General features: G+C 30.2%; 22 protein-coding genes and 1 tRNA gene. 6 read left to right on the forward strand and 17 right to left on the reverse strand.

Features of this window, described 5'->3' with window-relative positions:
- Window positions 1-4 precede the first annotated feature (4 nt).
- From ACEWL1_RS05225 to ACEWL1_RS05235, 3 genes are all read right to left on the reverse strand, one after another.
- A complete protein-coding gene (locus ACEWL1_RS05225; protein WP_409232225.1) occupies window positions 5-901 on the reverse strand; it encodes a NifU family protein in 897 nt (298 codons plus the stop codon).
- Between the two features lie 135 nt (window positions 902-1,036).
- Window positions 1,037-2,422 carry an OmpP1/FadL family transporter gene (locus tag ACEWL1_RS05230; RefSeq protein WP_409232226.1) on the reverse strand — a complete coding sequence of 462 codons (1,386 nt, stop codon included), beginning with the start codon at window positions 2,420-2,422 and terminating at the stop codon, window positions 1,037-1,039.
- 23 nt (window positions 2,423-2,445) lie between these two features.
- Entirely contained in the window at window positions 2,446-3,426 is a 981-nt protein-coding gene (locus ACEWL1_RS05235; protein WP_409232227.1) for a hypothetical protein, read from the reverse strand.
- A 136-nt stretch (window positions 3,427-3,562) separates the two neighbouring features.
- On the opposite strand from ACEWL1_RS05235, the gene proS reads away from it, so the two are divergent.
- From proS to rpsT, 3 genes are all read left to right on the forward strand, one after another.
- Window positions 3,563-5,041 carry a proline--tRNA ligase gene (gene proS / locus ACEWL1_RS05240; protein WP_409232228.1) on the forward strand — a complete coding sequence of 493 codons (1,479 nt, stop codon included), beginning with the start codon at window positions 3,563-3,565 and terminating at the stop codon, window positions 5,039-5,041.
- An 85-nt stretch (window positions 5,042-5,126) separates the two neighbouring features.
- Window positions 5,127-5,198 (forward strand) — tRNA-Glu (locus tag ACEWL1_RS05245).
- A 30-nt stretch (window positions 5,199-5,228) separates the two neighbouring features.
- A complete protein-coding gene (gene rpsT / locus ACEWL1_RS05250) occupies window positions 5,229-5,480 on the forward strand; it encodes a 30S ribosomal protein S20 (RefSeq protein ID WP_409232229.1) in 252 nt (83 codons plus the stop codon).
- Between the two features lie 80 nt (window positions 5,481-5,560).
- Here the strand turns inward: rpsT and rodA are convergent, their stop codons facing one another.
- The 7 genes from rodA to ACEWL1_RS05285 form a co-directional block, all read right to left on the reverse strand.
- Window positions 5,561-6,838 (reverse strand): rod shape-determining protein RodA, encoded by a 1,278-nt coding sequence (gene rodA, locus ACEWL1_RS05255; RefSeq protein ID WP_409232230.1) that lies wholly within the window; start codon window positions 6,836-6,838, stop codon window positions 5,561-5,563.
- Window positions 6,835-8,721: a penicillin-binding protein 2 gene (gene mrdA / locus ACEWL1_RS05260; RefSeq protein ID WP_409232231.1), complete on the reverse strand. Its 1,887-nt coding sequence runs from the start codon at window positions 8,719-8,721 to the stop codon at window positions 6,835-6,837. The genes rodA and mrdA overlap by 4 nt, the downstream gene beginning before the upstream one ends.
- Entirely contained in the window at window positions 8,722-9,225 is a 504-nt protein-coding gene (gene mreD / locus ACEWL1_RS05265) for a rod shape-determining protein MreD (RefSeq protein WP_409232232.1), read from the reverse strand. It abuts the gene before it with no gap.
- Window positions 9,218-10,045: a rod shape-determining protein MreC gene (mreC, locus tag ACEWL1_RS05270; protein WP_409232233.1), complete on the reverse strand. Its 828-nt coding sequence runs from the start codon at window positions 10,043-10,045 to the stop codon at window positions 9,218-9,220. The genes mreD and mreC overlap by 8 nt, the downstream gene beginning before the upstream one ends.
- A gap of 20 nt (window positions 10,046-10,065) precedes the next feature.
- Window positions 10,066-11,094: a rod shape-determining protein gene (locus ACEWL1_RS05275; protein ID WP_409232234.1), complete on the reverse strand. Its 1,029-nt coding sequence runs from the start codon at window positions 11,092-11,094 to the stop codon at window positions 10,066-10,068.
- An 87-nt stretch (window positions 11,095-11,181) separates the two neighbouring features.
- Window positions 11,182-12,714 carry a bifunctional phosphoribosylaminoimidazolecarboxamide formyltransferase/IMP cyclohydrolase gene (purH, locus tag ACEWL1_RS05280; RefSeq protein ID WP_409232235.1) on the reverse strand — a complete coding sequence of 511 codons (1,533 nt, stop codon included), beginning with the start codon at window positions 12,712-12,714 and terminating at the stop codon, window positions 11,182-11,184.
- A 312-nt stretch (window positions 12,715-13,026) separates the two neighbouring features.
- Window positions 13,027-13,479 (reverse strand): GAF domain-containing protein, encoded by a 453-nt coding sequence (locus ACEWL1_RS05285; protein ID WP_409232236.1) that lies wholly within the window; start codon window positions 13,477-13,479, stop codon window positions 13,027-13,029.
- Window positions 13,480-13,550: 71 nt separating this feature from the next.
- Between ACEWL1_RS05285 and xrtF the strand changes: the two genes are divergently transcribed.
- The 3 genes from xrtF to ACEWL1_RS05300 are packed head-to-tail and all read left to right on the forward strand — an operon-like array spanning window position 13,551 to window position 14,837.
- Window positions 13,551-14,087, forward strand: a complete 537-nt coding sequence (xrtF, locus tag ACEWL1_RS05290; RefSeq protein WP_409232237.1) for an exosortase family protein XrtF — start codon at window positions 13,551-13,553, stop codon at window positions 14,085-14,087.
- The gene (locus ACEWL1_RS05295) at window positions 14,084-14,524 is read left to right on the forward strand and encodes an exosortase F system-associated membrane protein (protein WP_409232238.1); all 441 of its coding nucleotides are present in this window, start codon (window positions 14,084-14,086) and stop codon (window positions 14,522-14,524) included. Before xrtF ends, ACEWL1_RS05295 begins: the two co-directional genes overlap by 4 nt.
- Window positions 14,525-14,576: 52 nt before the next feature.
- On the forward strand, window positions 14,577-14,837 hold the full coding sequence (locus tag ACEWL1_RS05300; RefSeq protein WP_409232239.1) for a heavy metal-binding domain-containing protein: 261 nt from the start codon (window positions 14,577-14,579) through the stop codon (window positions 14,835-14,837).
- Window positions 14,838-14,878: 41 nt separating this feature from the next.
- Here ACEWL1_RS05300 and ACEWL1_RS05305 read toward each other — a convergent pair whose 3' ends face one another.
- The 7 genes from ACEWL1_RS05305 to ACEWL1_RS05335 all read right to left on the reverse strand — a co-directional run bounded on the left by ACEWL1_RS05305 (window position 14,879) and on the right by ACEWL1_RS05335 (window position 22,383).
- Window positions 14,879-17,245: a hypothetical protein gene (locus tag ACEWL1_RS05305; RefSeq protein WP_409232240.1), complete on the reverse strand. Its 2,367-nt coding sequence runs from the start codon at window positions 17,243-17,245 to the stop codon at window positions 14,879-14,881.
- Between the two features lie 105 nt (window positions 17,246-17,350).
- On the reverse strand, window positions 17,351-18,985 hold the full coding sequence (gene groL / locus ACEWL1_RS05310) for a chaperonin GroEL (protein WP_409232241.1): 1,635 nt from the start codon (window positions 18,983-18,985) through the stop codon (window positions 17,351-17,353).
- Between the two features lie 116 nt (window positions 18,986-19,101).
- Window positions 19,102-19,377, reverse strand: coding sequence for a co-chaperone GroES (locus ACEWL1_RS05315; protein WP_301401599.1), 276 nt, complete (start codon window positions 19,375-19,377; stop codon window positions 19,102-19,104).
- 180 nt (window positions 19,378-19,557) lie between these two features.
- Window positions 19,558-19,890 (reverse strand): preprotein translocase subunit SecG, encoded by a 333-nt coding sequence (gene secG / locus ACEWL1_RS05320; RefSeq protein WP_409232242.1) that lies wholly within the window; start codon window positions 19,888-19,890, stop codon window positions 19,558-19,560.
- A complete protein-coding gene (locus tag ACEWL1_RS05325; protein ID WP_409232243.1) occupies window positions 19,887-20,603 on the reverse strand; it encodes a hypothetical protein in 717 nt (238 codons plus the stop codon). Before ACEWL1_RS05325 ends, secG begins: the two co-directional genes overlap by 4 nt.
- A 7-nt stretch (window positions 20,604-20,610) precedes the next feature.
- The gene (locus ACEWL1_RS05330; protein WP_409232244.1) at window positions 20,611-21,117 is read right to left on the reverse strand and encodes an LptE family protein; all 507 of its coding nucleotides are present in this window, start codon (window positions 21,115-21,117) and stop codon (window positions 20,611-20,613) included.
- Window positions 21,118-21,147: 30 nt separating this feature from the next.
- The gene (locus ACEWL1_RS05335; RefSeq protein WP_409232245.1) at window positions 21,148-22,383 is read right to left on the reverse strand and encodes a sigma-54 interaction domain-containing protein; all 1,236 of its coding nucleotides are present in this window, start codon (window positions 22,381-22,383) and stop codon (window positions 21,148-21,150) included.
- Between the last annotated feature and the right edge of the window lie 146 nt (window positions 22,384-22,529).

Below are 22,529 nucleotides of genomic sequence, written 5' to 3' on the forward strand. Positions count from 1 at the left end.
TTTCTTATCCGTTTATTGCAACAACTTCGTTAATTTGATTTGGTAACATTTCTTTTAGCATGGTTTCAATTCCGTTTTTTAACGTTATTGTTGATGACGGACAACCACTACAAGCGCCTTGTAAAACAACACTTACAACTTTACTATCTTGATTGTAAGATTTAAAGGCGATATTACCACCATCCGAAGCAACTGCAGGCTTTATGTATTCATCTAAAATACTAACAATTTTTGCAGAAGTTTCATCCAAATTTTCTGGAGTAATACTTTCAGATTCTTTTTTTTCTTTTTCTGCTTTAGGGATTTGTTTGATAATAGTTTTGTCTTCTTGTAAATACTTAAGAATAAATGTTCTTAATTCGGTTCTAATTTCATCCCATTCTACCATATCAAACTTTGTAATTGAAATGTAGTTTTCTGAAATAAAAACTTCTTTTACAAAGGGAAAATGGAATAAAGCTTGTGCAAGTGGCGATGTTGCATTTGCTTCATCAATATTTTTACATTCAACATCTGTAGTTGTTAGCGATTTTGTAGTTCCAAATTTCATTACTGATGGATTTGGAGTCACTTCTGCATACACTTCAATAGCTTGTTTTTTTTCAGTTTCCTTTATTACACTATTCCCGTCATTTAGATAGGCCTCAATTTGTTCTCTAACTTCTTCTTGAACATCTGTCCATTCAACAATATCAAATTTTTGAATTGCAATAAAATTAGCTGTAATAAAAACTTTCTTAACAAATGGCAAATAAAATAACTGTTGTGCTAACGGAGCGTTCTTTGCTTCGTCAATATTATTAAATTCATAGCTTCCACCATTAATCAAAATAGAAGTACTTGTAAATTTAATGATAGAATCGTTTGTTGTATTTTGTATAGAAATTGCTGTTTTACTCATAATAATATAGATGTGATTCGATTGAATTTCATCGAACAAATGTTTGACAAAATTAAGGTAAAAATATGAATGAATAGCAAAGACCTCAAAGGTTTATTTCCGATGAGGTCTCGCTTGTTTTTAAGATTAATTCTTTTATAAATTGATGCTAAATGTAAATGTTAAAATGCGGTTATCAATTTTTAAATCTGCCGCTTTTACTTGATTGTATTGTGGGTAAAAATGATACAATTGGGTGCTTGTTTTGTTTTGATATGCAACATCTAATTTTACATTTCCAAAAGTATATCCTGCTCCGTAAGAATATCCCTTGATATTATCTGATGCGATTGCGTTAGCGTCTGGACTCTCAGAATAGTGATATCCACCACGCAAACTAAGTAATTTAAAGCGCCATTCTGTTCCTACGTTTAATGTATAAGTGTTTCTTAGGTTGTTGTTAAAAAATTGATTTTCTACAGTAAAATCTCCGTTAGAGAGTTTTAGTTTTTTGTAATTATTTAAAGTGTAATCTGCACTTATCAATCCATTTTTGCCAAAAATATACGCAATACTTGCTGTTGTTTTTGCAGGAGTTTTTAATTTATAAGAAAATGCTTGAACAGGAAAATAGTTACCTGCTGTGTTGTCATAAATTGTGTTGTTATTAGTTACTTCTATTTTAGTATCGCCTAAAAAACCGTCATTATTTAAAATATTGGTTTCTTCATTTATCTCTGTAAACCAAGTTGGTGTTTGATAAGAAAAACCTAACCGTAAGCTTTTTGTTGCTTTGTAAATTGCTCCAGCGCTTATAGAAAATCCGGTTCCTAATGTATTGTTTTCTTGATAAAATTTAGCATTTAACACATTTCCAGAACCATCCTTATTTTGTTCGGTTAAAAAAGATTGTTGAGAAAATTTTAAATCATACGTATTTATAGATGCACCTAAATATAAATCGTTTTGATACACACCAGAAATTGCAAAATTATATTCTGAAATTTCACCTTTATATGCTGTGCTAAACTGTTGAGAATCTGAATTTAAATATTGAGTTTTAGGATTTCCTGTATCTAAAGGAAACTCTGTAAATGTTGCAAAACCACTATTTCCGTTTGCAATAAAATTTGTATCAAAATTATTTCTTATAGAATAATTAAAGCTAAACGCAAATTTAGACCAATCGCTATTTGAATAACTGTTATAGACAAAAACTGCTCCAGCTTGAGAAAAGTTAAAATAATCTTCTTGTGTGCTCGTAGAGTTGCCGTAATAAGTAGTTTTTATTTCTGCAGCTCTAGAGTCAAAAGTTGCTGTAAATAAGCTATTGTTAAAAATAGCACCGCTTGCAGGATTTATTTTTATTGCACTAACATCTCCACCCAATGCACCAAATGCGCCACTCATTGCATTGTATCTTGCAGCACCTGTATTGTTGTCTTTTGAAAATAAAATAGCTAAATCTTCATAGCCTAAACTTTGCGAAAAACTAGGCAAAGAAATTGCACAAAAGAGTACAAATAATGTAACTTTTTTCATTTTTTAAATTTAAATATCGTTTGTTAATTTCCTCTTCTTTTAGAAGTATTGCTACTTCTTGTGCTAGAACTTTTTACTGATGAATTTCTATTAGAAGATGTATTTGATCTATATGATTTATTTGAACTTGAAGAACTTCTTCTCGTTGTATTGTATGTTTTTTTATTAGACGAATTTGACCTGTTATTTGCAGAATTATTTCGTTTTGTATTGGTTCTTCTTGTTGTGTTTGTAGAGTTTCTTCTGGTGCTGTTGTTGTTATTCTGAATCGAATTACTTCTTCTTCTCGTATTGTAATTTGTATTGTTAAAAATAGATTTAACTCTAGTGTTTACAGATGAAGCTCTTCTGCTTGAATTTGTGTTTTTAGAATTGTAAAAAAAAGAATTTCTTCTGCTCGATGTGTTTACAGAATTTCGTTTTGAGTACGTATAATTTCTGTTGTTGTCATAATATCTTGTGTTTCTGTAATAAGGTCTGTTATAATAATAAGGTGAATAATAAAAATTATAAAATCTATAATTATTGTAATATCCATATTGGTAAGGGTAGTATGCATAGTCGCCATAAAAACCATATCTAAACCCCCATTGATAGCCCCAATAGCGGTCATAATCATGAAAATCCCAATAATTTCTAAATCTGTTTCTTACGTTGATGTTGATGGTAATATCATCATCATTATTGGTAGTATAACCCCAAGGATCGTTGTTGTAATTGTCATCTAAATCGTTGTATGAAGTATAATCATCTACATCCGTAAAAACAGTTTCCTCTGTGATGTCGTTAAAAGCATTAATTTCTTCTTTAAAATAACTGTCTTCTACATTTTGATATCTTTTTGTGTTTGTAACAAAAACCTTTTCTTCAACATTGCCGTCATCATAAATTCCATCATTAGTATAAACACTTTGGTAAGTCCCGCATGATACTAATACTAAATTTGCAAAAATTGCAAGGCCAAGATAGTAAGCTATTTTTTTTGGATATGATTGAGATTTCATAATATATATAGATCAGATTAATATTGTTTTGCAAAAAAATTAAACTTTGATTGGGACACTAATCTTTTTGCATTAGTTTTGTGCAGGATTTTAAATCCACTATAAAGATAACAAGTTTTATGCCAAACTTTTAAATATGGGTAAGAAGTTAACGACAAGAAAAGAAGATTATTCTAAATGGTATAACGAATTAGTTGTAAAAGCTGATTTAGCAGAAAACTCTGCCGTTAGAGGATGTATGGTTATAAAGCCCTACGGATATGCCATTTGGGAGAAAATGCAATCAGAATTAGATAGAATGTTTAAGGAAACTGGACATGAAAATGCCTATTTCCCATTATTTGTGCCAAAAAGTTTGTTTGAAGCAGAAGAGAAAAATGCAGAAGGTTTTGCGAAAGAATGTGCAGTTGTAACGCATTATCGTTTGCAAAATGATCCTGATAAACCAGGCAAACTTCGTGTAGATCCAGAAGCAAAATTAGAAGAAGAATTGGTGGTAAGACCAACATCTGAAGCAATTATTTGGAATACTTATAAAGGTTGGATTCAATCCTATAGAGATTTGCCTTTATTAATAAATCAATGGGCAAATGTAGTTCGATGGGAAATGCGAACACGTTTGTTTTTAAGAACAGCAGAATTTTTATGGCAAGAAGGCCATACTGCACATGCAACAAAAAAAGAAGCAATTGCAGAAGCAAAACAAATGCAAGAAGTATATGCAGAATTTGCAGAAAACTTTATGGCCATGCCAGTTGTAAAAGGAGCAAAATCAGAAAGCGAACGTTTTGCTGGTGCAGAAGATACTTTTACTATTGAAGCATTAATGCAAGACGGAAAAGCATTGCAAGCAGGAACATCACACTTTTTGGGGCAAAATTTCGCCAAAGCTTTTGATGTAAAATATACTTCTAAAGAAGGAAAGCAAGAATATGTTTGGGCAACTTCTTGGGGAGTTTCAACACGTTTGATTGGTGGTTTAATAATGACGCATTCAGATGATTTTGGATTGGTTTTACCACCAAAATTAGCGCCAATTCAAGTTGTAATTGTGCCAATTTATAAAAATGATGAACAACTAGAAGCAATTTCAGAAAAAGTTTCGGAATTTGTAAAGGGATTCAAGGAAAAAGGAATTTCTGTTAAATTTGATGCTAGAGATACGTTTAGACCTGGAGCAAAATTTGCTGAATATGAGTTGAAAGGGGTTCCTGTAAGAATAGCTTTTGGAGCTAGAGATTTAGAAAATAATACAGTTGAGGTTGCACGTAGAGACACTTTGGAAAAGCAAACCGTTTCTCAAGATGTTGTTGTGAATTTTATTGAGGATTTATTAAATCAAATTCAAGAGAATTTATTTAATAGAGCAGTTAAATATAGAAGTAATCATACTACAGAAGTTGCAACTTTTGATGAATTTAAAGAGGTGGTCGAAACAAAGGGTGGTTTTGTTTTGGCGCATTGGGACGGAACAGAAGAAACCGAAGATAAGATTAAAGAAATAACCAAAGCAACCATTAGATGCATTCCAAATGACACTAAATTTGAAAAAGGAATTTGTGTATTTTCGGGGAAGCCGTCAAGTAAAAAAGTGTTGTTTGCGAAGGCCTATTAAATATTTTTAAAAAAAATTAAAAAACTATTGCAGAGTTTCAAAAACGTTGTATATTTGCACCCGCAATCGGTAATAAGATTGTAATGGTCCGTTCGTCTAGGGGTTAGGACGCCAGGTTTTCATCCTGGTAACACGGGTTCGATTCCCGTACGGACTACAAGTTTTAAAATAAACTAAAATAAACATTATGGCAAATCATAAGTCAGCTTTAAAAAGAATTAGAAGTAACGAAGCAAAGAGGTTAAGAAACAAGTATCAGCATAAAACTACAAGAAATGCTGTAAGAAATTTGCGTGCAGTTGAAGATAAAAAAGAAGCTGAAGCATTATTACCTTCTGTTATTGCAATGTTAGATAAGTTAGCAAAGAACAATATTGTTCATGTTAATAAAGCGAGTAATTTAAAATCTAAATTAACAAAGCACGTAGCTGCATTGTAATTTTTAGATTAAACAATACAAAAAAGCGTTCTGAATTTCAGAACGCTTTTTTTATTTTATAATTTCGGTGAATTTTAGCATTACCAATCATAACCTTTATTTGCATCTAACTTAATAAAGATAAATAATAGTAATGTAAATCCCCAAAGAGAAGATCCGCCGTAACTAAAAAACGGTAAAGGAATTCCTACTGTTGGTAATAACTGAATTACCATTCCAATATTTATTACTACATGAAAAAAGAGAATGGAGGCTAATCCATATCCGTAAATTCTTCCAAATTTATTTTTATGAGTTTCTGCTAAATAAATGATTCGATAGAGTAGTAGCATAAACAAAACGATAACAAAAGCACTTCCTGTAAAACCCCATTCTTCACCAACCGTTGTAAAAATATAATCGGTGTCTTGTTCTGGCACAAAATTTCCTTGCGTTCTATCACCTTGTAAAAAACCTTTTCCAAATCCCCCACCAGAACTAATTGCTTGTAAAGATTGATTTGTGTTATACCCAATTTTTTTTGTGTCTTGAGAAAGGCCTAAAAGAATTTCGAATCGATCTCTTTGGTGTTGCTCAAAAACATTATTAAAGATATAACCAGAACTAAAAATATATAGTCCAAAAATTAGATATAGCCCAAGAATTTTATGCCAATTAAACTTAAAATATCCTTTGTTTTTCTTTAAAAAATAAAAAACAATTATAGTTAATAGTGCAAAAACAACAGAGATGATTGTGGTTGGTCCAAAAAGTAATGTTAGTAAAAACAATACAATAGCAAGTGCGCCAATAGTGATATAGTTTAATGTTAGTCCTTCTCTGTTTAATACAAAAAAGAAAGAAAGATATACCAATACAGAACCTAGATCTGGTTGTAATGCAATTAAAACTGCGGGTAAAAAAATGATGATAAACGCTTTTATTTGATTTTTTACTAGTTTTAAATTGTAATGACGATCACTAAGTAGCTTAGCAATTGCTAATGCAGTAAATGCTTTAGCAAATTCTGATGGCTGAAAACTTGCGTTTCCAAATCCATACCATGAAGTTGCACCATTAATATTTTTACCAAAGAAGAAAAGTCCAACTAAAGAAAGAATGCCTAATAAATATAAAATACTTGCAAATTTTTCGTAAAATTTTGAATTAAAAAAAAGTATGAAAATAATTAACGGAACACATAATATTATCCATAACAACTGCTTTCCAAATCTAGTAGACAGATCAAAAATCTCAGAATTATTATCAGTAGTTGTAGCAGCAAAAATGTTCATCCAGCCAAAACCAACTAAAGTAATATAGAGGATTACTAAAATCCAATCTATACCATAAAAAATATTATTTTTTTCTACTCTCAATCTTTAAATTCTGTTTTGTTTATCAACTCTTTTTGATCATAAATATCTCTTAAGCTAAGATTAATCATGCTGTTTTCTATCCATTTTCTTCTATTGCTCGAGATCTTTTTATTTAAGTATTTTTCTATTAATAAACTTGTAATTGGAGCGGCAATTGTAGATCCGTAGCCTCCGTTTTCTACAAATACAGCAATAGCAATTTGTGGATTGTCTTTTGGAGCAAAGGCAATTAAAATAGAATGATCTCTTAATTGTTTTCTTACCCCATTTATAATGGCAAAATTTTCTGATGTTCCGGTTTTTCCTACAATATCAATTCCGTTTACTTTACTATATGTACCTGTACCTGTTTTAAAAACCTCATGCATTCCTTCTATAATTGGGTCATAATATTTAGCATCTATAGTTGTTCTTTTAGCAACAGTGTATTTAGGGTCTTTAATGTTTTTTCCATCTGTTTTCTTTAATATATGTGGAGTGAAAAAATATCCTTTATTAGCAATTGCAGCGGTAACATTAGCCAATTGAATGGGGGTGGTTAATATCTCACCTTGTCCGATTGCATTAGAAATATTTGTTGTTGGTCCCCAAGAATATTTATATCGAGAATCATAATATTTTCCGTCTGGAATCAAACCTCTATTACCAATTGGTAAATCATAACCTAAATAATTTCCTAGGCCAAAACTTTTTACATGATTACTCCAAACATCCATGCCAATACTTGCAGATTCTGCATTTTCTATTATTTTTCTGTAAGCTGTAGAAAAATAACTGTTACAAGATTTAGAAATTGCTGTGTTTAATTTAATAGGTCCACCAAAAATATTACAATGACATTTCTGAAAGTCGCTTTTTTTATTTCCATATCTGTATCCTCCATAACAATACACATTAGTATTGTGGTCTATTACACCTTCTTGCAAACCAATAAGTGCATTGACAAGTTTAAAAGGGGATCCTGGAGCATAGGTTGCTTGTAAAGATCTATCAAAAGTTGGTTTATCAGGATTTTCAGGGTTCATTAAAATGACTGAATTTTTAGATCTTTTTCTTCCAACCATCATATTTGGATTGTAGGTTGGTGATGAAATTAATGCTAGAATTTCTCCAGTTTTGGGCTCAATTGCTACAATACCACCTCGCTTTCCAGACATTAATAATTCTCCGTATTGTTGTAATTCGCTATCAATTGTTAATGTGATGTCTTGACCATTCACTGCAAGAGTGTCATATTCTCCGTTTTTATATTTTCCGATAATTTTGTTTAAACGATTTCGATGCAGAAATTTTTTTCCTTTAATTCCACGTAAAATAGAATCGTATGATTTTTCTACTCCGCTACTTCCAATTAATTCTCCTTGTTGGAAATTTGGGTTGTTTTTTGCTTCTAATTCGTTTACCTCACTTATGTAACCCAATACATTTGCAGCAGAGTTGATTGGATAATCTCTAATGTTTCTTTTTTGAATATAAAATCCTTTAAATTTATGAAGCTTTTCTTGTAAAAAAGCAAAATCCTCTTTTGCTAATTGTTTTAAAAAAACAGATGGAAGCCAAGGGGAATAATTTTCAGCAGTTTTGTATTTTCTTTCAAAATAGTCAATATCAATTTTTAAGAGGTTGCAAAACTCAATTGTATCTAATTGCTCAACTTCATTCGGAACAACCATAACATCATAAGAAAGTTGATTGGCAACTAAAAGTTTTCCGTTTCTATCAAAAATATAACCTCGCTCTGGGTAATCATAAATTACTTTTACGGCAGCATTGTGATTTGGATCTAAATCAGCTCCTTTGATTACTTGTAATTGAAATAATCTACCTATTAATATTAATCCTGCTAGAGTAATAAAAAAGTAAAGTAAAACGCTACGCTTCATTTATTTTTTCTTTCTGATAATGTATGTTCCTAAAAAAAACAAAACTGAAGTAAAAATACTTGAATACAATGTGTTAGCAATAACACTTGAAAAGTTTTGTGTGCTAAAGTTAGCTAAAGAAAATAAGATGAAGTGATGTATTACTATTAAAATTATCACATAATTAAAAACTTTTCCAAATGGCTCCTGATGTAAATCAAATAATAAATAATCTTGTTCTGTTTTTTTAAAAATTATTCGAACAAGAAAAAGTCTTATGTAGGCAATAAATAGTAAAGAGAAAGCGTTAATTCCGCCAGAATCAGAAAAGAAGTCAATTGATAATCCTAATAAAAAGGAGAGGAATAAAAATAAGTATCGTTCTTTTTTTAAAGGATAAAATATTACAAAAGCAACATATAAATAAGGATTTATATAATCTAAAAATAACACATTGTTTAGTATTAAAACTTGTAGTAGAAGGAGAGAGAAAAACAAAAAAGAAATATAACTAACTTTATTCATCTAAAAAATTGATTAAAGTTTTTATTTCCTCTTTATCTAAAGCGGTGACCACATATACATTTTTAAGATTACTCATGTCATTAAATAATTTAATATCTATTGAGTTATTACTGCTTTGTGAGTTGATTTTTTGAACGATTCCAATTAAAATACCTTCTGGAAAAATAGTTGATTTCCCTCCGGTAATTATTGTGTCTCCAACTTTTACATCTGCTTGCCTTGGAATGTCTTCTAGCTGTACCACGTTATAATTTTGTCCGTCCCAAACCAATGTCCCAAAGTGAGAGCTGTTTTTTAATCTTGCGTTAATTTTACTATTGCTATTCAATATAGACTGTACTCTTGCGTAATTTGCACTAGCATCATCAGTTATTCCAATAATACCTTTGCTATTTATAACGGCCATTTCTTTAAAGACACCTTGATTTTTTCCTTTATTGATAAGGAGAATGTTATTTGGAGTATGGTAGCTATTTCTGTAAATTTTAGCAGTAGAGTAGGTGTATTTTTGGTGATATTTTATTGAATCAACAACAGAAAACGTAACCATTGAATCTGCTTTTGAAGTATATTTTTCTACTAAATTTCTTAAGTTGTTGTTTTCTAGTATCAGTTCTTCATTTTGATGTTTTAAATTGAAGTAATTAGAAAAATGTGATGTTTTTTCGTAAAAACCACCAGTCACTTCATTCGCAGAACTTATAAATTTACTTTTGTGAAAGTTGTTGTTGTTAATTGTAAAAAATATAGATATAAACCCTAACAACAAGAAAAAAAGAAAATACTTATACTTTTCAAAGAAATAAAATAATTGTTGCATAAAAAAGAGTCAAATGTATTTTATTTCATTAATATACTTTTGTATTTTTCAATTTCTTTTAAAGCAATCCCTGTTCCTCTTACAACGGCTCTTAAAGGGTCTTCTGCAACATAAACAGGTAAGTCTGTTTTTCTAGATAAACGTTTGTCTAATCCTCGAAGCATTGAGCCACCACCAGCTAAATAAATTCCAGTATTGTAAATATCTGCAGCTAATTCTGGCGGAGTTTTAGATAAAGTTTCCATTACTGCATCTTCAATTCTTAAAATAGATTTGTCTAATGCTTTAGCAATTTCTCTGTATGAAACTTGTACTTGTTTTGGTTTTCCACTTAGTAAATCTCTACCTTGAACCAACATGTCTTCTGGTGGAGAATCTAAATCTTCAGTTGCTGCTCCAATATTAATTTTAATTTTTTCTGCCGTGGTTTCTCCAACATATAAGTTGTGTTGTGTGCGCATATAATACATAATATCGCTTGTAAATAAATCACCAGCAACTTTTACAGATTGATCGCAAACAATACCAGCTAAAGCAATAACTGCAATTTCAGTTGTTCCTCCTCCTATGTCAATAATCATGTTTCCTTTAGGCTCCATAATATCAATACCAACACCAATTGCAGCTGCCATTGGTTCAAAAATCAAATAAATTTCTTTGGCGTTCATATGTCTTGCCGAATCCTGTACAGCTCGTCTTTCAACCTCTGTAATTCCAGATGGAATACAAATTACCATGCGCAATGCAGGTGGAAATAATTTCTTTTTGATAGATGGAATTTGCTTTACAAATTCTTTAATCATTTCTTCTGATGCTTGGAAATCTGCAATAACGCCATCTTTTAACGGACGAATGGTTTTAATATTTTCGTGCGTTTTTCCTTGCATTAAGTTTGCTTCTTTTCCAACAGCGATAATTTTACCAGTTATTCTGTTACGGGCAACTATAGATGGACTATCTATTACCACTTTACCATTGTGAATGATAAGTGTATTCGCAGTACCTAAATCGATAGCGATATCTTCCGTCATAAAATCGAAAAAACCCATAAAATTATTTTTTTTTATTTTTTAATGTATTCTTACAAATCTACTAAAATTCTGTGTTCAAATCACACAATATTTAATAGTTATTTATTAGTGCTTAAAATGTCTTGTTCCAGTTAAAACCATTGAAATATTATTGTTGTTACAATAATCAATGCTTAGTTGGTCTTTAATAGATCCACCAGGTTGTATTACACTTGTTATTCCTGCATTTCCAGCAATTTCTACACAATCTGGAAAAGGAAAAAAGGCGTCGCTTGCCATTACAGAGTTGTTTAAATCAAAATTAAAATTCTTTGCTTTTTCAATTGCTTGATTTAAAGCATCAACTCTGCTTGTTTGCCCAGTTCCACCAGCTAGTAATTGTTTGTCTTTAACTAATATTATGGTGTTCGACTTTGTGTTTTTACACAATTTAGAAGCAAATAATAAGTCTTCTAACTGACTTTTGGTTGGTTTATTGTTGGTTGCATAAGATAAATCTTCTAAACCATCTGTTTTAAAATCTTTATCTTGAACTAAAGCGCCATTTAAACAAGTCCTAATAGTTGTTTTTGGTAAATCAACTTCTTTCTGAATTAATATAATTCTATTTTTCTTTCCTTTTAAAATAGTCAAAGCATCATCTGTAAAAGAAGGGGCAATAACAACTTCGCAAAATAATTTATGAATTTCTTTTGCAGTTTCTAAATCAATCTCTGTATTTGCAATTAAAATTCCGCCAAAAGCAGAGACAGGATCTCCCGCTAAAGCATCAATATAAGCTTCTTTTATCGTTTTTCTTTGAGCAAAACCACAAGCATTATTGTGTTTTAAAACAGCAAATGTAGGTGCTTCTCCTTTAAATTCGGCCATTAAATTTACTGCAGCATCAACGTCTAACAGGTTATTATAACTTAATTCTTTTCCATGTAATTTATCAAACATTGCTTCTAAATCACCAAAGAAAAAACCTTTTTGATGTGGATTTTCTCCATATCGTAAAACCTGTCCACTTGTTTCGCTAATTTTCAAAACTGCTTCCTCGTGATTTGAATTAAAGTAGTTAAAGATAGCAGTGTCGTAATGCGATGAAATATTAAATGCTTTTGCAGCTAATTTTTTTCTGTCCGATAAAGAAGTTGATCCATTGTTCTCAGAAATCAATGATAAGAAATCATTGTATTGCTCCATTGAAGAGATGATAACTGTGTCTTTAAAGTTTTTTGCTGCTGCTCTAATTAATGAAATTCCGCCAATATCAATTTTCTCAATAATGTCTTCTTCTGAAGCACCAGAAGTAACCGTTTTTTCAAACGGATATAAATCTACAATCACTAAATCTAATTGCGGAATTTGATATGCTTCCATCTCGGAAACATCACCATCATGGTTTTGTCGGTTTAATATCCCTCCAAAAACTTTTGGATGTAATGTTTTAACTCTACCACCTAAAATAGATGGATAAGAGGTTACGTCTTCTACCGGAATTACAGGGATACCTAAATCTTTAATAAATTTTTCAGTACCACCAGTTGAATAAATTGTTACGTTTTGTGCGTTTAATTTTTCAACCAAAGGCTGCAATCCGTCTTTGTGAAAAACAGAAATTAATGCAGATTTAATAGTTTTTGTGCTGGTCATTGTGTTGGGTTGTTAAGCACGCAAAGCTACTAAATATCTAGCTTAAAGCAATAGGTTTTTTATTTAAATTAAACCTTAATCGAGTTCGAATCTGGTTTTAAAATTGTTGACTAAACTAGTGTAGTTTTGGTATTTTTTTGAAGAGAAATCGTTCTTTTTAGAACTTGTAATTTTGCTTAAAAAAGCACTAAAAATAGTGTTTTGTTTTTTCATCTGTAGGGGATTAATGATTACAAAAAATTTATATACATCAAATATATATGTAACAAACTTAAATAAATTTTTTAGAATAAACAATTGCTCAAGATTTTTTTATAATATTTTAGAAACCTTTTTGCAAATATACTCTAACAATTCTTCGTCTTTTTTTGTAAATGTGTTTGCTGTATGAGAATCGATGTCTATTTGACCAATATTTTCTCCTTTTACAAAAATCGGAATTACAATTTCAGATTTTACTTTCCATCCACAAGAAATATAATTATCCTGTTCCGAAACATCTTGTACTACAAAATTTTCATTACTAACAGCAACTTGTCCACAAATTCCTTTTCCGAAAGGAATAATAACATGATCTGTTGGTTCTCCAGTAAATTGTGCTAATTTTAATTCTTCTTTGTCTCCGTTTTTAAAATAAAAACCAACCCAATCATAATAAGGTATTTGAGACTCTAAATAATCACAAATTTCTTGAAGTTTTTCTTCTTTAGTATTTGAACTGTCAATTATTGAAGAAATATGTTGTTTTAAATTATCTAGCTGCATGTTGTTTTAATTGAAATTACTTAAATTTGTTAAGCATGAATATTATTGCTGCAAAATAAATACATTTTAGGTTGAATAAGTATAAAAATAGTGCTCTTTTTTTAGTTAAATTTTTTTTAACCTATTTTCTGCTTTTTACTTTTTATGCTACTTATTTAAATTCTAGTCAATCAAAAAATAATGGTTTTCAATGTGCATCAATAACATCCAAGGTTGCAGATCAAACAGTTTCGGTTTTAAATTTTATTGGATATGATGTTACTAGTGCGCAGCACAATACAGAAATGTCTGTAAAATTAATTGTAAATAATCAATATACAGCAAGGGTTATTGAAGGCTGTAACTCTATCAGCATTATCATTTTGTTTGTAGCTTTTATTGTAGCATTTTCTGGCCCCAAAAGAACAACTATAATTTATGCAATTATTGGTAGTCTAATAATATATGTAATAAATATATTGCGAATTGCTTTTTTAACAGCAATGTTGTATCAATACCCAAATCAACAAATGGTGTTGCATAATTTAGTTTTTCCTGCAATTATTTATGGAACAACATTTTTATTGTGGGTTATTTGGGTTCAAAGATTTTCACATCAAAAAAAATGAAAAAAGGTTTTAAATACATATCAATAATAATTTTAATTGCACTATTTTTTTTAATTAGAGCATTTGAGAATGATTTGTTTTATGACCCGTTAATTACCTATTTTGAAAATGATTATCTGTATTCAAGTATGCCAGAGGTAAATACTTGGAAGTTGGTAGTAGATTTATTGTTTAGGTACACTTTAAACTCATTAATTACTTTATGTATTATTTACATAGCTTTTGATAAAAAGCGGTTTGTAAAGTTTGCAGGCTTTTTTTTAATGTTAGCTTTTATAATATTGATCGTTGCTTTTGTGTTTTTATTAAAAGGAGAATTTAGACAGGGTTATTTGTTGCCTTTTTATGTTAGAAGGTTTTTAATTCACCCACTATTTTTATTATTACTTTTTCCTGCATTTTATTATATGAAATTAAATAAATTAAGAAGATTTTAAAGCGTTGCGATACGTTAAATTAATTAGTCACAAATTAAATAAAACAATAAAAATGAAAAAAATAGTATTTGTAATAGCAGTTGTTTTCTCAATAGGTTTTGTGTTTACAGCATGTAAATTAGAGAAAAAAGAAGTTAAAAAAGAACATGTAACGGTTGATAAAGAGTCAAAAGAATTAGCGCATAATACGTATCAATGCCCAATGGATTGCGAAAAAGGCAAAACATATGAGAAAGAAGGAGTTTGCCCAGTTTGTAAAATGAAGCTTAGAAAAAAAGTGACAGAAGAAAAAGATTCAGGCGAGAATCATTAAATAAAAAAACCTCGAAAATTTCTCGAGGTTTTTTATGTAAACTACTTGATCGTTATTACTTTTTCTTCAAAAATGATGGAACCATCACTTGCAATTCCTTCTATGTAGAATCGAATACTTTTTTGATTTAAATGCGGAACTTTAAACGTGTAACTTTCTTTATCTAATTCAATTTTTGATTTCCAATAAATACCACCGAAATTTTTAAAAATATCTGACGAAGTAGAATAATATTTTGGTTGATAGTATTCTTTTGATTTAGAAAAACCAGTTGGCAGCTCATTAGTTAAAAATGTTTTCTTGTTTGCGTACTTTCTAACGGGATTGGTAAATAAATAAATTTCTCCACCAAAAGATTTTGTATAATGAATCTCATCAAAATCTTCAACATTTAAATGATTAATCATATAGATACTATTCTCATACTGGCTAACAATTTGGGTGTTGTCTACAAATACTTTTACAAAATCAGCAGTGATTCCAGGTGTTTTTACAAGGTTATTGTCTTCACCTCCTAAAATACTAGTTGGTCCTCTACTTTTTCCTCTATTTGTAGAAATGGTACCACTTTGTGAGAAATCTGCGTTAATATCAAAGCCCCTGTTTCTTAAGAAATCAAGGATATTTACTCTTTTGGGAATTAATCCATCAGAAACTTTAAATGTTTGATATGAACCTGAAGTTTTTGGCTTGTGTTTTAATTTTGATTTCCCTTTTACAACTACTTCATCTAAAAGAATTCTTTCCTTTATATAGTCTTTTAAGTTTAGATTTAATTCATTCAATTTGTAAGAATACTTATTTACAGCAATAGAATTTGTGTTTATTCTAGGTAAATAATTAGCATAAATTTGGGGTTTTATCAATTTGTTTTTTTCTTGGATTGAGAAACTAACCTTGCTAGAATCTGATAAATAAATATTGTCAAAAGAAAACTTGTTATTAGTTACCGGAGCAGACAATAAAAGTTCACTTTCAGAAGAAAATAAAACGATGGTTGTATCATCATTGAGATCATTCATGTTTACAGTTCCTTTAACCGTAATCCCTTTTTCAAAGTCAAAATTTTGCTTTGGAGTAGTATTAAAAATATTGTACCAGTTGTATTTGCTCCATCCTTGTGTTAAAAGCAATAGGTCTAAATCTGCTAATTTTTTTCTATTTGTGTTTTTAAAATAGTAAGCACTGTTTTCAACATCTCCTTTTATATATGGTTTTAATAGAAACTTAGAATACATTGTGTTTTCTAAAGCATAACTTTTAGTGCTTTCTGGTAAAAAAGTAGCACTCAAAAAATGATTTTTCGTATCGTTTTTAGTTAGCGTTATTGTTAATGAATCTCTAGATTTTGAAATTACTTTAGAAGAAATATCAGAATATAAATCCTGATGATTGTTAAAGAACACTCTTTCTAAGATTGGCTGCATCTTATCATTTAAAATTGTAATAATATTTGTCCCTTTTTGTAATTTTTTAACAGATAAAAAGGAATTATAAGAAAAGGTGTTTTCTTTTAATGAAAACGAACTTTTAAGGATAGATGATGTGTTGTGTATATAAATGTGATACGTGTTGTTTACAGCATTTTTTAAAGTCTCTTTATTGGTTTGCATTGTTAATTTTATAAAAGTAGAATTAGGATTGTCAACGTTAAGCGTAATTCCAACTTTTTTTGCAGCTTCAATATTTTTTATAATAGTTTCCTCACCTTGAGTTGTGATTTTAACCTTATAATTGATGTTTGGTTCATAATAAAAACTAACTTTCCCTAAACCAAACTGATTTGTGCTTACTTCTTTTACAACGTTGTTTTTATCGTCTAGTAAAACACCCGATTTTATTTGAACACCTTTATTTTTTTTGTCTTTAATGACGATGCCAACAACTGCGTTTGTAGCTTCTACTAAATGACCACCTTCAGGCAACAATTGTAAATCGTAATTACTGTCCGATTCAATTATGTTTTCTTCAGATTTTTTGCCTCCAACAATTTGTATTTTTTGGATATAAGATTCGTCTTCTTTAAAATTTTGCATCCAATTAGTAGATGCTTTTAAATAATAGGTTCCGTCTGTAAATGTAGAGTCAATTTTTATGCTTCCTGACGCAATTCCGTTTTTAACAAAAAGCAATTGAGATTGTTTGTGTTCCCCTTTTTCATTATAAATTGCACTGTATAAATTTGTTGTGTGGTTGTGTAATTTTTTAGTTTTTTGATCTAAGATGTAGGCTTGAAACCAAACTTCTTCACCATTAATAAAGCTTGTTTTGTTTAAGTGTAAGTATGGAATCTCTCTCGTTAATTTAAAGTAATTAACATACGAAGAATCTAACGATTTCTTTTCTTGACCAAAACAAGCAACTGTGAAAATTGATAAAAAAAGAGATAGGAATGTGTTTTTTTTCATAGCTTAAAGATAATTAATTATTTATTGTTTAATTACAAAAATCATTCCAATAAAAAAACCTCGAGAATTTCTTGAGGTTTTTTAGTTAAGTATCGAATTTCTCGACTACATCATTCCTGGCATTCCACCACCCATTGGAGGCATTCCACCACCAGGATTATCTTCTTTAATGTCGATTAATGCACATTCAGTTGTTAAAATCATTCCAGCTACAGAAGCAGCGTTTTCTAAAGCAACACGCGTTACTTTTTTAGGATCGATAATTCCTGCTTTTAACATATCCACATATGCATCAGATTTGGCATCGTAACCAAAATCTTTTTTACCTTCTAATACTTTGTTGATCACTACAGAACCTTCTCCACCAGCATTTTCAACAATGGTTCTCAAAGGAGATTCTATTGCTCTAGCAACAATTTGGATTCCTGTTACTTCATCTAAGTTATCAGCAGTTAATTTTTCTAGTACTTTTTTAGCACGAACTAAAGCAACTCCACCACCAGCAACAATTCCTTCTTCAACTGCAGCTCTTGTTGCATGTAAAGCGTCATCAACTCTGTCTTTCTTCTCTTTCATTTCTACTTCAGAAGCAGCACCAACATATAAAACTGCAACTCCGCCAGCTAATTTAGCCAAACGTTCTTGTAGTTTTTCTTTGTCGTAATCAGAAGTTGTTGTTTCTATTTGTGCTTTAATTTGATTTACTCTCGCTTTAATATCTGCAGCATTTCCAGAACCATTTACAATCGTTGTATTGTCTTTGTCTATTGTGATGCCTTCAGCAGTTCCTAGTAAATCTAAGGTTGCGTTTTCTAAAGAAAAACCTCTTTCTTCAGAAATTACTGTTCCTCCTGTTAAAATAGCGATGTCTTCTAACATTGCTTTTCTTCTGTCTCCAAAACCTGGAGCTTTAACAGCAGCAATTTTTAATCCACCTCTTAATTTGTTTACCACTAAAGTTGCTAACGCTTGTCCGTCTACATCTTCAGCAATAATTAATAAAGGTCTTCCAGATTGAGAAACTGGTTCTAAAATTGGAAGAATTTCTTGTAAGTTAGAAATTTTCTTATCAAATAATAATACATACGGATTTTCTAAATCTGCAATCATTTTATCTGCATCTGTAACAAAGTATGGAGATAAATATCCACGATCAAATTGCATTCCTTCAACAACATCAACGTAGGTGTCCATTCCTTTTGCTTCTTCAACAGTAATTACGCCTTCTTTACCAACTTTGGTAAAAGCAGTGGCAATTAAATCTCCAATAACATCATCGTTATTTGCAGAAATAGAAGCAACTTGTTTTATTTTTTCAGATGAATTACCAACTTTTTGAGATTGTTTGTCAAGATCTTTCACAATAGCAGTTACTGCTTTGTCAATTCCACGTTTTAAATCCATCGGATTTGCACCTGCAGCAACATTCTTTAATCCTTCTTTTACAATTGCTTGTGCTAATACGGTTGCAGTTGTTGTTCCGTCACCAGCTAAATCGTTGGTTTTAGAAGCAACTTCTTTAACCATTTGAGCTCCCATGTTTTCTAATTCGTTCTCAAGTTCAATTTCTTTTGCTACAGAAACTCCATCTTTTGTAACAGTTGGAGCTCCAAATGCTTTAGAAATAATTACATTTCTTCCTTTTGGACCTAAGGTTACTTTTACTGCATTTGCTAATGCGTCAACTCCACGTTTTAAACCATCACGTGCTTCAATATCAAATTTTATATCTTTTGCCATTTTATTTAATTTTTGCTTTTAGCTGTTTGCCTTTGGCTGTTTGCTAAAAGTTTTAGTTACTAGATTAATTTTTATTTTTTAAGCTAAAGGCAAATAGCCAAAAGCTAATAAGCTTTTTAAATAATTGCTAAAATATCGCTCTCTCTCATCATTAAATAATCAGAACCTTCTAATTTTAATTCAGTTCCTGCGTATTTTCCGTATAAAACAGAATCTCCAACTTTTACAGTTAAAGGCTCGTCTTTGGTACCGTTACCTATTGCAACGACAGTTCCTTTTTGAGGTTTTTCTTTAGCGTTATCAGGAATAATAATACCTGAAGCTGTAGTTGTTTCTGCAGCAGCTGGTTCTACAAGAACTCTGTCTGCTAAAGGCTTAATGTTTAATCCCATTTTTATAAATTTTTGATTAATTAATAGTTTTTATTATGATAAATAAAGAGTCATAAATTATACCAATTATCAAAAACTGACAATTTTACTATAACTTAGTTTTCTTTGTAAAATATATAGATACAAAAAATGCCAACGTGTCATTTACGTTGGCATTTATATATTTGTTTACGAACTTAATTAGTTAAGACTATCGTTAGTTGTAACTGGGTTCGTATTTACTGGAGTTGGATTTACATTTTCTAATGTATTCTCTAACTGAGGATTGTTGTTGCTTGCTCTTGGAATTGCAAAATTTGCTAATAAGATTAAAGCAAACATAGAAATTGCTAGAGTCCAAGTAGATCTGTCTAAAAAGTTGTTTGTGTTTTGTACACCACCCATAGATTGTGCTCCACCGCCACCAAATGAAGAAGATAATCCTCCACCTTTTGGATTTTGTACCATAACGATTAATATTAATGCAATTGCAACGATTAATATTAAAATTAAAATGATTGTATACGTACTCATGATTTATTTTTTTGTAAAATTCTAATTCTTTTAATTTGGTCTGCAAAGAAACCACTTTTTTCTGGATATTTCAAACTTAATATTTCATATGCTTTGATAGCGTTTTCGTACTTATTTTGCTCTAAATATACTTTCGCTAGGGTTTCAGTCATTAAGTAAGAGTCTTGTTTCTCTTCTAAAACAACTTCCTTTCTTTCTGTGTCTTTAGAAATCTTAGAAATTTTTGGATTTTGTTTGATAAAAGTATCAATAATCACTTTTTTATCTATGGTTTCTTTTTCAACAGGATTTCTTTCAATCTTTTTTTGTGAAGCTAATTGCATCCATTCGTTAAAAGAATGTGTTTCTGTTTTAGAAAATGAAATAGGTTTGCCAATTGATAATTCTTCTTTAATAGTAATAACAGGTTCTTCTTTAATTATTTTCTCAGTAATTTGTTGATGTACTTCTTTAGGTTCTAGTTTTTGTTCTTCAACGAATTTTGAGGATGTGATAAAATCAAACAAAACACTTCTGTCTGTTGTATGTGCAGCTGTTGTTTTTAATTCGGCATTGTATTTAAAACTATCATTATTTTTTAATCCTTTTAAATAAACGGCTCTAGCAGCCTGAAAATACGGATATTCTTCAATGATGGTTTTTATTACTTCTGTGTTTTCAGTAGTAATTTTTTGAGGATTTTTTAATGTTTCGGTAAAGCTGTTTGTGTTCATAATACATTTACCATTTTGCGACAGATGCGTTAAAAATATCTTGCGTTATTCTATCTATAATCTCTTTATAAGCTGTTTCTAAAACACCCCCGGTTAGTTGTGAATTAGCTGGGTAATCATGATAAAAAGAAAAAGATTTTTCGAAATTATCTTTTTCTATGAACTTATTAAAATAACGAACATTTACCGTAATTGTTAATCTGTTTTGCGCTGCAGTTTGCTGAGCAGTTGAGCTCATTGGTGCAATTCTGTAGCCTGTAATTTCTCCTTCAAAACGTAAATCTCCACCAGAACTTACTAAGCTTAAATTGGTTTGTCTTAAAAATAAATCCTGAAAATCTTGCGTAAATTTCTGACTTAAAGAGGGTTCAACTAAAGGCGCATTATTTCTAAAAAAGTCTATTTGTAAGGTTTTTGCTTTACCTGTATCTCCACCTGTAAAAGAATAAGCACCACAAGATGTTATGAGTATTAAACTAATAAAAAAAGTTGCGATGTAGAATAGTTTTTTCATACGAATTTCAAATATAAACAAAAGTAAGACTTACAAATCGTATTGTTTAATTTTTCTATATAATGTACGTTCAGAAATACCTAATTCTTTAGCGGCTAATTTCCGTTTGTTATTATTTTTTTCTAGCGACTTTTTTATCATTTCAACTTCTTTATCTTGTAATGATAACGATTCGTCTTCTTCAATAGTTTCGATAAAATCGTATTTATCATCATCATTGTCAGTTGAATTTGATTTTGATATTTGAACCACTTCAACATTGCTAGCTCCATGTTGTTCTTTGTAAATTTTTTCTAACAATTTGTGATTTTCTTCTTGCAAATCATCAATGTCATCATTCTTTAAAATATCTAATGTCAATCTTTTTAAATCATTAATGTCATTTCGCATGTCAAACAAAATTTTATACATTATATCTCGTTCGTTTGCGAAATCTGAATTTGAACTGCCAGAATTGCCTATCACAGCGGGTAAATTACCTTGATTGTTGGGTAAATACTGAATCAATTTTTCTGCAGTAATCAATCTATTTTCTTCGACAACTGATACTTGTTCAGCAATATTTCTTAACTGTCTAATGTTTCCTGGATAACGATAATTCGTTAACAAATTAACAGCGTTTTCCTCTAATCTAATCGTTGGCATTCCGTATTTCTGTGCAAAATCTGCCGCAAATTTTCGGAACAATAAATGAATGTCTTCTTTACGTTCTCTAAGTGGTGGTAAAGAAATTTCAATCGTGCTTAATCTGTAAAATAAATCTTCTCTAAATTTTCCTTTCTGAATGGCATTTGCCATTTTTAAGTTTGTAGCAGCAACTATTCTCACATTTGTTTTTTGTACTTGAGATGAACCAACTTTTATAAACTCCCCATTTTCTAAAACACGTAATAACCTAACTTGAGTTGTTAAAGGTAATTCACCAACTTCATCTAAAAAAATAGTTCCGCCATCGGCAACTTCAAAGTACCCCTTTCTACTTGCGGATGCACCAGTAAACGCACCTTTTTCGTGACCGAATAATTCACTATCAATGGTTCCTTCCGGAATTGCACCACAGTTAACAGCAATATATTTTGCGTGTTTTCTGTGTGATAATTGATGAATGATTTTTGGAATATTTTCTTTACCTACACCACTTTCTCCAGTTACAAGTACAGAAATATCAGTTGGAGCAACTCTAATCGCTTTTTCTAAAGCACGATTTAAATGTAGGTCGTTTCCAATAATTCCGAATCGTTGTTTTATTACTTGTAAGTTTTCCATTTTTTTTTTTTTTTTTTTTTTTTTTTTGAGGTTCAGAGGTTCATAGTTACAAAGGCTCAAAGTGAATTTTATTTTCGCTTTGTAAATTTTAAAATTTGATGATTTTTTTAAATTTAATTTTTATAATAATAAAAAACTGCGGTTCC

The organism is Polaribacter gochangensis, assembly GCF_046224025.1.
GTDB lineage: Bacteria > Bacteroidota > Bacteroidia > Flavobacteriales > Flavobacteriaceae > Polaribacter > Polaribacter gochangensis.

Coding starts and splice junctions, on each gene's coding strand:
- ACEWL1_RS05225 (WP_409232225.1), bottom strand. CDS start 901: ATGAGTAAAACAGCAATTTCTATACAAAATACAACAAACGATTCTATC.
- ACEWL1_RS05230 (WP_409232226.1), bottom strand. CDS start 2,422: ATGAAAAAAGTTACATTATTTGTACTCTTTTGTGCAATTTCTTTGCCT.
- ACEWL1_RS05235 (WP_409232227.1), bottom strand. CDS start 3,426: ATGAAATCTCAATCATATCCAAAAAAAATAGCTTACTATCTTGGCCTT.
- proS (WP_409232228.1), top strand. CDS start 3,563: ATGGGTAAGAAGTTAACGACAAGAAAAGAAGATTATTCTAAATGGTAT.
- rpsT (WP_409232229.1), top strand. CDS start 5,229: ATGGCAAATCATAAGTCAGCTTTAAAAAGAATTAGAAGTAACGAAGCA.
- mrdA (WP_409232231.1), bottom strand. CDS start 8,721: ATGAAGCGTAGCGTTTTACTTTACTTTTTTATTACTCTAGCAGGATTA.
- mreD (WP_409232232.1), bottom strand. CDS start 9,225: ATGAATAAAGTTAGTTATATTTCTTTTTTGTTTTTCTCTCTCCTTCTA.
- mreC (WP_409232233.1), bottom strand. CDS start 10,045: ATGCAACAATTATTTTATTTCTTTGAAAAGTATAAGTATTTTCTTTTT.
- ACEWL1_RS05275 (WP_409232234.1), bottom strand. CDS start 11,094: ATGGGTTTTTTCGATTTTATGACGGAAGATATCGCTATCGATTTAGGT.
- purH (WP_409232235.1), bottom strand. CDS start 12,714: ATGACCAGCACAAAAACTATTAAATCTGCATTAATTTCTGTTTTTCAC.
- ACEWL1_RS05285 (WP_409232236.1), bottom strand. CDS start 13,479: ATGCAGCTAGATAATTTAAAACAACATATTTCTTCAATAATTGACAGT.
- ACEWL1_RS05295 (WP_409232238.1), top strand. CDS start 14,084: ATGAAAAAAGGTTTTAAATACATATCAATAATAATTTTAATTGCACTA.
- ACEWL1_RS05300 (WP_409232239.1), top strand. CDS start 14,577: ATGAAAAAAATAGTATTTGTAATAGCAGTTGTTTTCTCAATAGGTTTT.
- ACEWL1_RS05305 (WP_409232240.1), bottom strand. CDS start 17,245: ATGAAAAAAAACACATTCCTATCTCTTTTTTTATCAATTTTCACAGTT.
- groL (WP_409232241.1), bottom strand. CDS start 18,985: ATGGCAAAAGATATAAAATTTGATATTGAAGCACGTGATGGTTTAAAA.
- ACEWL1_RS05315 (WP_301401599.1), bottom strand. CDS start 19,377: ATGGGATTAAACATTAAGCCTTTAGCAGACAGAGTTCTTGTAGAACCA.
- secG (WP_409232242.1), bottom strand. CDS start 19,890: ATGAGTACGTATACAATCATTTTAATTTTAATATTAATCGTTGCAATT.
- ACEWL1_RS05325 (WP_409232243.1), bottom strand. CDS start 20,603: ATGAACACAAACAGCTTTACCGAAACATTAAAAAATCCTCAAAAAATT.
- ACEWL1_RS05330 (WP_409232244.1), bottom strand. CDS start 21,117: ATGAAAAAACTATTCTACATCGCAACTTTTTTTATTAGTTTAATACTC.
- ACEWL1_RS05335 (WP_409232245.1), bottom strand. CDS start 22,383: ATGGAAAACTTACAAGTAATAAAACAACGATTCGGAATTATTGGAAAC.